The sequence below is a fragment of the Janthinobacterium sp. YR213 genome (assembly GCF_900099875.1).
Taxonomy (GTDB): Bacteria; Pseudomonadota; Gammaproteobacteria; order Burkholderiales; family Burkholderiaceae_D; genus Janthinobacterium; species Janthinobacterium lividum.
Map to the genome: position 1 here is coordinate 734,741 of NZ_FNDA01000004.1, position 6,541 is coordinate 741,281.

At 60.4% G+C, this 6,541-nt stretch carries 5 protein-coding genes; all 5 read left to right on the forward strand.

All coding sequences use genetic code 11. From position 1 onward, the window contains the following. Positions 1 to 61 precede the first annotated feature (61 nt). Positions 62 to 565: a hypothetical protein gene (locus BLT98_RS28900; protein ID WP_139179342.1), complete on the forward strand. Its 504-nt coding sequence runs from the start codon at positions 62 to 64 to the stop codon at positions 563 to 565. 1 nt (position 566) lies between these two features. After that, positions 567 to 2,693 carry a phospholipase effector Tle1 domain-containing protein gene (locus BLT98_RS20995; protein WP_170846448.1) on the forward strand — a complete coding sequence of 709 codons (2,127 nt, stop codon included), beginning with the start codon at positions 567 to 569 and terminating at the stop codon, positions 2,691 to 2,693. A 1-nt stretch (position 2,694) separates the two neighbouring features. Next, positions 2,695 to 2,961, forward strand: coding sequence for a PAAR domain-containing protein (locus BLT98_RS21000; protein WP_034788038.1), 267 nt, complete (start codon positions 2,695 to 2,697; stop codon positions 2,959 to 2,961). 7 nt (positions 2,962 to 2,968) lie between these two features. Further along, entirely contained in the window at positions 2,969 to 4,315 is a 1,347-nt protein-coding gene (locus tag BLT98_RS21005) for a hypothetical protein (RefSeq protein WP_139179343.1), read from the forward strand. Positions 4,316 to 4,424: 109 nt separating this feature from the next. Further along, a partial coding sequence (locus BLT98_RS21010; RefSeq protein ID WP_092611046.1) for a type VI secretion system Vgr family protein occupies positions 4,425 to 6,541 on the forward strand: 2,117 nt, incomplete at its 3' end.

A 6,541-nucleotide genomic window follows, 5' to 3' on the forward strand; every position in this document is an offset into this window, starting at 1 on the left:
AGCAGTTATAAAGCGAAGTTGCTAAGGTAGGTAATTGATATACGGGGAATAAGGAGGCATCATGAAATATGATAAAGGTTGCGGTTTCGAGGGTGACAAAATTTTGCCACTTGCAGCACGACGAAGTGTGCTTGGTTTTTTCGGACTATTGTTGTTGACGCCACTGATGGCATGCGGTCAAGGAGGAAAAAAAATGCAGAAAGGTATAGTTCTCAATGTGGAGATGATTTCTTATGTCGATCACGTCATTACTAATATTATTTTTAACGGTGAAGACCTTGGCGTGATGAACAAGTTTGGTGCTACTGGTACTATCGCAGGTGTTCATATTCCGTTCGGAATTCAGACATTACACTGGGAATTGGATGGGCCGAAAGGAACGCCGCGCATAGGTGAGGTAGTGACCTTGAAGAACCAGTTAGTTATTTTGCCTGAACAGATACCTGCTGGAACGCGCTATCTTGGGTTGCATCTCTACCCAGATGATACCGCCGAGATAATTTTTTCTGAGTCCGTTCCTGATGTTAGTGCCCGCGGTAAAAAAATCCGCGCTACGAGAAGATAATATGGCTGAAGACTACAAGTTGATTGCGGCGCGTGCATGTAATCGTGATACTCCGTCTTGCAAGCCAAATGCAAAACAGAACTGTGCTGATATTTTGAATATAAGTATATACTTTGACGGCACTGGTAATAATATGGTTGAGGATGAGAAATTTCGCCGCTGGGCTAATCCTGCACGAATGTGGCGATCGGCTCAATTTTTAAGAGATATACATAATTCAAATTATGCAATTTATGTTCCAGGGGTAGGTACAAAATTTAAAGACGAGTCTACCGATTGGATGGATTGGCCAGATAATAAGTTAATGAAAATGCAGGATTCAGAGGCTGCAGGGCGGGGATTAGGTGCCGGTGGAACACGACGAACCGAGTTCGGACAAACTAACATTGACGAGAATTTACGTGCCGCCCTCGTAAAAAATGCCAAGCAACTGAATATTCCGTTAAAGGCTTACCGAAAAAATGGAAAGCCGGAAAATATCAATGGCCTCGCCTCCGCTATCGAGGCGCACGGTTTGATTACTATCATTAATCTATCTATCTTCGGTTTTTCGCGCGGCGCGGCGTTGGCCCGGGCATTCAGCAACGATATGATGAAAGAGTGCGCTACTGGAAAAGATGGCGTGTTGCGTTATAAAGGCGTGCCCATACGTATGAACTTCATGGGATTATTCGATACGGTCGCCTCGTTTGGCTTGCCGTCGCTTACCATTGATACTCCCTTTAACGAAAAAAATCTGGTGGTGCCGCATGCGATCGAACGTTGTGTGCATTATGTGGCAGCCCATGAACTGCGTTTTTCGTTTCCCGTTGATCTGATCAGGAAAAACGGCGTGCTCAGGTCCGGTTGGGCGGAGACCGTCTACCCGGGCGCGCATTCGGATGTGGGAGGGGGATACGAGCCGCTGAAAGAACAGAAAATATCGAATAACTATGCACGTGTTCCCATGCGCGACATGATGCGCGAGGCCGTCAAAAGCGGCGTTCGTCTGGTTGACTATGAAGATTTACCTAAATTTGGAACAAAAATATTTGAAGATCGTTTTGAGCTCAAGCCTGAGGTCGAAGCGTCTTATAAGCAATACATGGCAGCAATCGGTGCTCCCGCCACCGTCGAGCAAGCTGTTACGGCTCACATGAAAGCCCTGTATTCCACATGGGGCACCATGACCAAGCGAAAAATCAAGACGCCGGACCTGATTGAAGCCGAGAGCGCAGGTGGCAGCAAAAAAGGTCATCCCGGCATTGCGCGTGAAGCCGAGTTGTTGCTGGATGCTGCCAAAGCAAAAGAATTTGCCGTGTCGCATATTCTGCCCACGGTATCGGCAGCAACGCTGCAGGTCATCGGCATGAAGTACAGCATGATCGTACGCCCGGAAAAGTGGCGGCTCGATGCCTGGCAAGCGACGGCATCCGATCCCGTACTCAATTTCATCAAATCCGCAGTGCATGATTCCAAGGCCGGCTTCATGGGCGGCGTGGAGCCGTTCAGTTATTTCCGTCCGCGCGGCATGACAGAATCGTCGCGCAATGTGCTGGCGCAAGGTTTGGACTGGCTGGACGATACCGTCACTGCCATCAAGAAGGGCGTGATCAAGGTGTATCACCGGGCCGAGGGCGTGGTGGTGGAAACCTGGGAAGGCGGCAAGCGGGTGGCCACGCATACGTACAAGGTGGGTGAAAAATTTGTCGTCGATACCGTGCGTGCTGGCGTCACCTATACGGTGGAGGTGTATCAGAGCGGCAAGCAGGTCGTCATCGCTGCCGTGAAGCGCGGCCAGCAGATGGTCATTACCTCGGTCAACGTCGTCAAGAAAGAAATCACCGATGCCGCGACGGCCGTGCAGAAAAAGGCCGGCGAGGTGGCGGACGCAACCCAGGAGCTGGCGGCGGAGGCCGGGCGCAAGGTGCAAAGCGGTGTCAACCAGGCCAAGGACATGGCCACCGAAGCCGGGCGCAAGGTGCAGAGCGGCGCCAGCCAGGCCCGGGACATGGCCACCGAGGCGGCACGCAAGGTGCAGGGTGGCGCCAGCAAGGCGGCCAAGGCGATCAGCGACGGCGTCGATACGCAGGTAAAAGCGATTGAAGATGGCTGGAGTGCCTTCCGGCGCAATCAGCTGGGATTCTGACATGGCGCTCGCAATTATCCGGCTCGGCGACAAGACGACCCACGGCGGCGTCGTGGCAAGCGCCTCTCCCGTGCATACGATCCGCGGCATCGGCATCGCCAGGGTGGGCGACATGGTCGCGTGTCCATTGCCGGGCCATGGCAGCAATCCGATCATCGAGGGCAGTGCCGTATTCAGTATCGGCGGACGCAAGGTGGCGCTGCATGGGCATAAAAGCGCTTGCGGCTGCGCGCTGATCGCCAGCCTGCCTGTGGCCACGATAGGGTAGGCGGAGCATGAGCGATATTTCCTTGCCGCAAGCACCGCCCGTACACCGTCCGCGCCGCCGGCTGGTGTTCAGGATAATCTTGTGGATACTTGTGCTGGCAATTGTCGGCATTGCCTGGATTGCTCTGCTGGCAAGCGTGGCGCCATCGCGCCTGGATTTGTCAGGTGGGCGCGCGATACTGATGCTCTGCGCACCGCCCGTGCTGCTGGCCTTTCTGGGCTGGACAGGCCTGCAATTTCTGGCAACCCCGGGACCCGTGCCGTCTTTGCCTGCCAGCACGGCGATCCCGGCGCCGGCGCAGGAGTTGCCGCAGGAACCGCCGGCGCCGCCGATTCCCCTGGTGCGCCTGCATATCGGTGCCTGGAGCGCGCTGACGCCCCATGGTGCCGTGACCGAAACGGCCGAAGGCAGCAAGGCGCGCAAGCAAGTCTTCAAGCCCGACAAGGCGATCCTGCACCCGTCCGGTTACCCGGCCCATGCCGGTATCGTCGATCCCCTCGACCTCGGTGCGATGGGACATGCCGCCGGCACGCGCCTGCGTGTCCCGCGCGTGATGACCCTGCTCGCCGCCATCCTTGACGACCTGCATGCGCAGCAGGGCAGCCTGGTTCGCCGCATCGATGGCCCGGTGAGCGTGTATTGGCTGGCGCCCGATGCGATATCCGGCGACGCGGCGCAGGGCGCAGTCTTTGCACGGGCATGGCAGCATTCGGCCTGGCGTGACATGCCCTATGTCTTGCAGCCGATGGCGGCCGGCGAAGCCTGTCTTTTCACGGTGCTGTCGGCCCTGCAGCACGGCATTCGCCAGCCTGCCGTTTGCGCCATCATCGTCGGCGCCGACAGCTTGCTGGACCCCGAGGAACTGGCGCCCGCCTTGGCGCTGGGACAGGTGTTTGCCGCCAGTGCGCCGCAGGGCTTCATTCCTGCCGAAGGTGCGGGCGGCATCGTGCTGTGGAACCCGGACAGGGCGCCGGAGCAGGGTTGGGCGCATGCCGCAATACTGGGACCGGTCAGCACCGTGCAGGGTGCCGCGACGCACGCCGCCGTGAATAGCGTGATGTCCGCCGCGCTCATGGCGTCGGGCATGGACGCCGCCGATATCGCCCATGTTGTCAGCGATGCCGATCACCGCCCGCAGGCAAGCATGGCCGTGGTTGCCGCCATGTTGCAGCTGCTGGCCGGTCTCGACCCGCTGGAACAGCGGATGAGCCCCATGGAATCGGCAGGCAGTTTTGGCGCTGCAGCCGATCTGGTCCATCTTGCGCTGGCGGTAGAATTGGCCAGTGAAAAACCGGCGCTGGCGCTCGGCACCACCGGCGGACAGTGCGCTGGCGTCGTGGTAATGCCCGCCTGAGCGGCAAGGGCGCACATGCAATGGTTTCAATCGCGCTCCTGCGATATACATTCCTCGCTACAATAATTGCAAAATATGCAAATCGTGGTAAACGACTGACGGGAATCGCATGTCATCCACCTCGACCGACAAGATTGCTGACGCACTGGCCGTTTTCACGAGCGCCACGCGGCTGTACGAATTGACCATCGGCGAGGACGCGAACGGCAGCTTGCTGGTCGAAGCCTTTGCCGCCGACGAAGGGCTGCAGGAGGTCGGCGCGCGCGACATCATTGCCTTGTCCACCAGCGCCCATGTTGCGCTGGCGTCCCTGCTGGGCCAGCCGGCCAGCCTGCATATCAGCCTGGCAGACGGCACGCGCACGCAGTTTTCCGGCTACATCAGCGAGGCGGCCATGCTGGGCAGCAATGGCGGCCTGGCGCGCTACCGCCTGCGCATCACGCCTTGGTTGTTTCTGCTGACGCAAGTGCGTAACAGCCGCGTCTGGCAAGATCGGAGCGTGACGGCCATCGTCGACGAGGTATTGCAGGCGTATGCGCCATATGCGCTGTGGCGCTGGAGCGACGAGGTCGCATCTTTCATGCAGGAACTGGGCGAACGCAGCTATTGCTGCCAGTACCGCGAATCCGATTTCGATTTTATCCGCCGCCTGCTGACGGAAGAGGGCATCGCCTGGCGCTTCGAGGCGCACACACTGGTCCTGTTCGCCGATAGCAGCCAGCCCTGCGCCACGCCCGAGGACGCCAGCAGCGCACAGGCGGGCGGGCTGCGCTTTCATGGCGCGCGCGTCGGCGAGCCGGGCGACAGCGTGCAGGCATTGAGCGCGCGGCGCAGTCTGCAGGTGGGCCTGAGCAGCGTGCTCAGCTATGACTACAAGGCGAAAAAGGCCGTGGCCGCCAGCGTGCCGGCCAACATCGCGCTTGGCGGCAAGAACGCGCCGGTGCTGGAAAGCTACGACACACCGGGCCAGTACTGGTACGCCAGCGGCGCCCAGGCGCAGCGCTACGCGCAGTTGCAGATGCAGGCCCATGAAGCGCGCGCCCAGCTGTGGCAGGCGCGCTCGACCGTGCGCACCCTGCGCGCCGGCACGCGCTTTACCCTGGCGCAGGGACCGTTGCAGCCAGCCGATGGGGCGGCGCCCGAGTATGTCGTGCTGCGCGTGGCCAGCATCGGCGTCAACAACCTGCCAGTGCCGGCCCTGGAGGGATTGGCGGAACTGTTCGGCCCGATACCGGAATTGCTGGAAGAAACCGTGGCGGAGTGGGGCGCAGGGTTTCCCGATGTCGCTGCCGCGATCGCCCAGGCGCAAACCAGCGGTTACGCCAACTGCATCGAGATGATCACCGCAAGCACGCCGTGGCGTCCGGTGCATGACAGCAACGATGCGCGCCAGCACGCCACGCCGACCGCCCTGGGCAGCCAGAGCGCCATCGTCGTGGGCGCCGATGGCAATGACGCGGCCAGCGGCGCCGATGAAATTTACTGCGACAGGCTGGGCCGGGTGCGCATCCGCTTCCACTGGCAGCAGGAGACGGGCGCGACTTGCTGGGTGCGCGTGGCGCAGCGCGCGGCCGGCGGCGGCATGGGCAGCCAGTTCCTGCCGCGCATCGGTCAGGAAGTGCTGGTGCAATTCCTGGAAAACGATATCGACCGGCCTGTCATTATCGGCGCGCTGTACAACGGACAGGGCGAAGGTGGCACCGTACCCACGCCGGGCGGTGGTACGCGCGAGCCAGGCGACGCTGGCGTTTTCCAGCCGGCCCACGATCATGCGGTAGCCGGCCAGGGCAATCTGGCGGGCGGCAACAGTCCGCTGTGGCATGGCGCCGCCGGCTCCAGCGCGGCGCACCGCAATGGAGCAGCGCAATGGGGCATCCGCAGCAAGGAGTTCGGCAAGGTGGGCGGCATGGCCGGCTACAACCAGCTGCTGTTCGACGACACCGACAGCCAGGGCCGGGTGCAGTTGAAAAGCAGCCATGCGGCCAGCGAACTGAGCCTGGGGCATCTGATCCACGGTGCCGACAATTACCGCGGCAGCCTGCGCGGCGCCGGCGCCGAGTTGCGCACCGATGCGTATGGCGCGGTGCGTGCCAGGGCGGGCTTGCTGGTGACCAGCTATCTGCTCGGGCAAGACGCGTCGCAACGCGATCCGGCCGGCGACAATGCCGGCGGCATCGCGCTATTGAAGCAGGCAGTGATGCTGGGCGACACCTTCAGCGCTGCCGC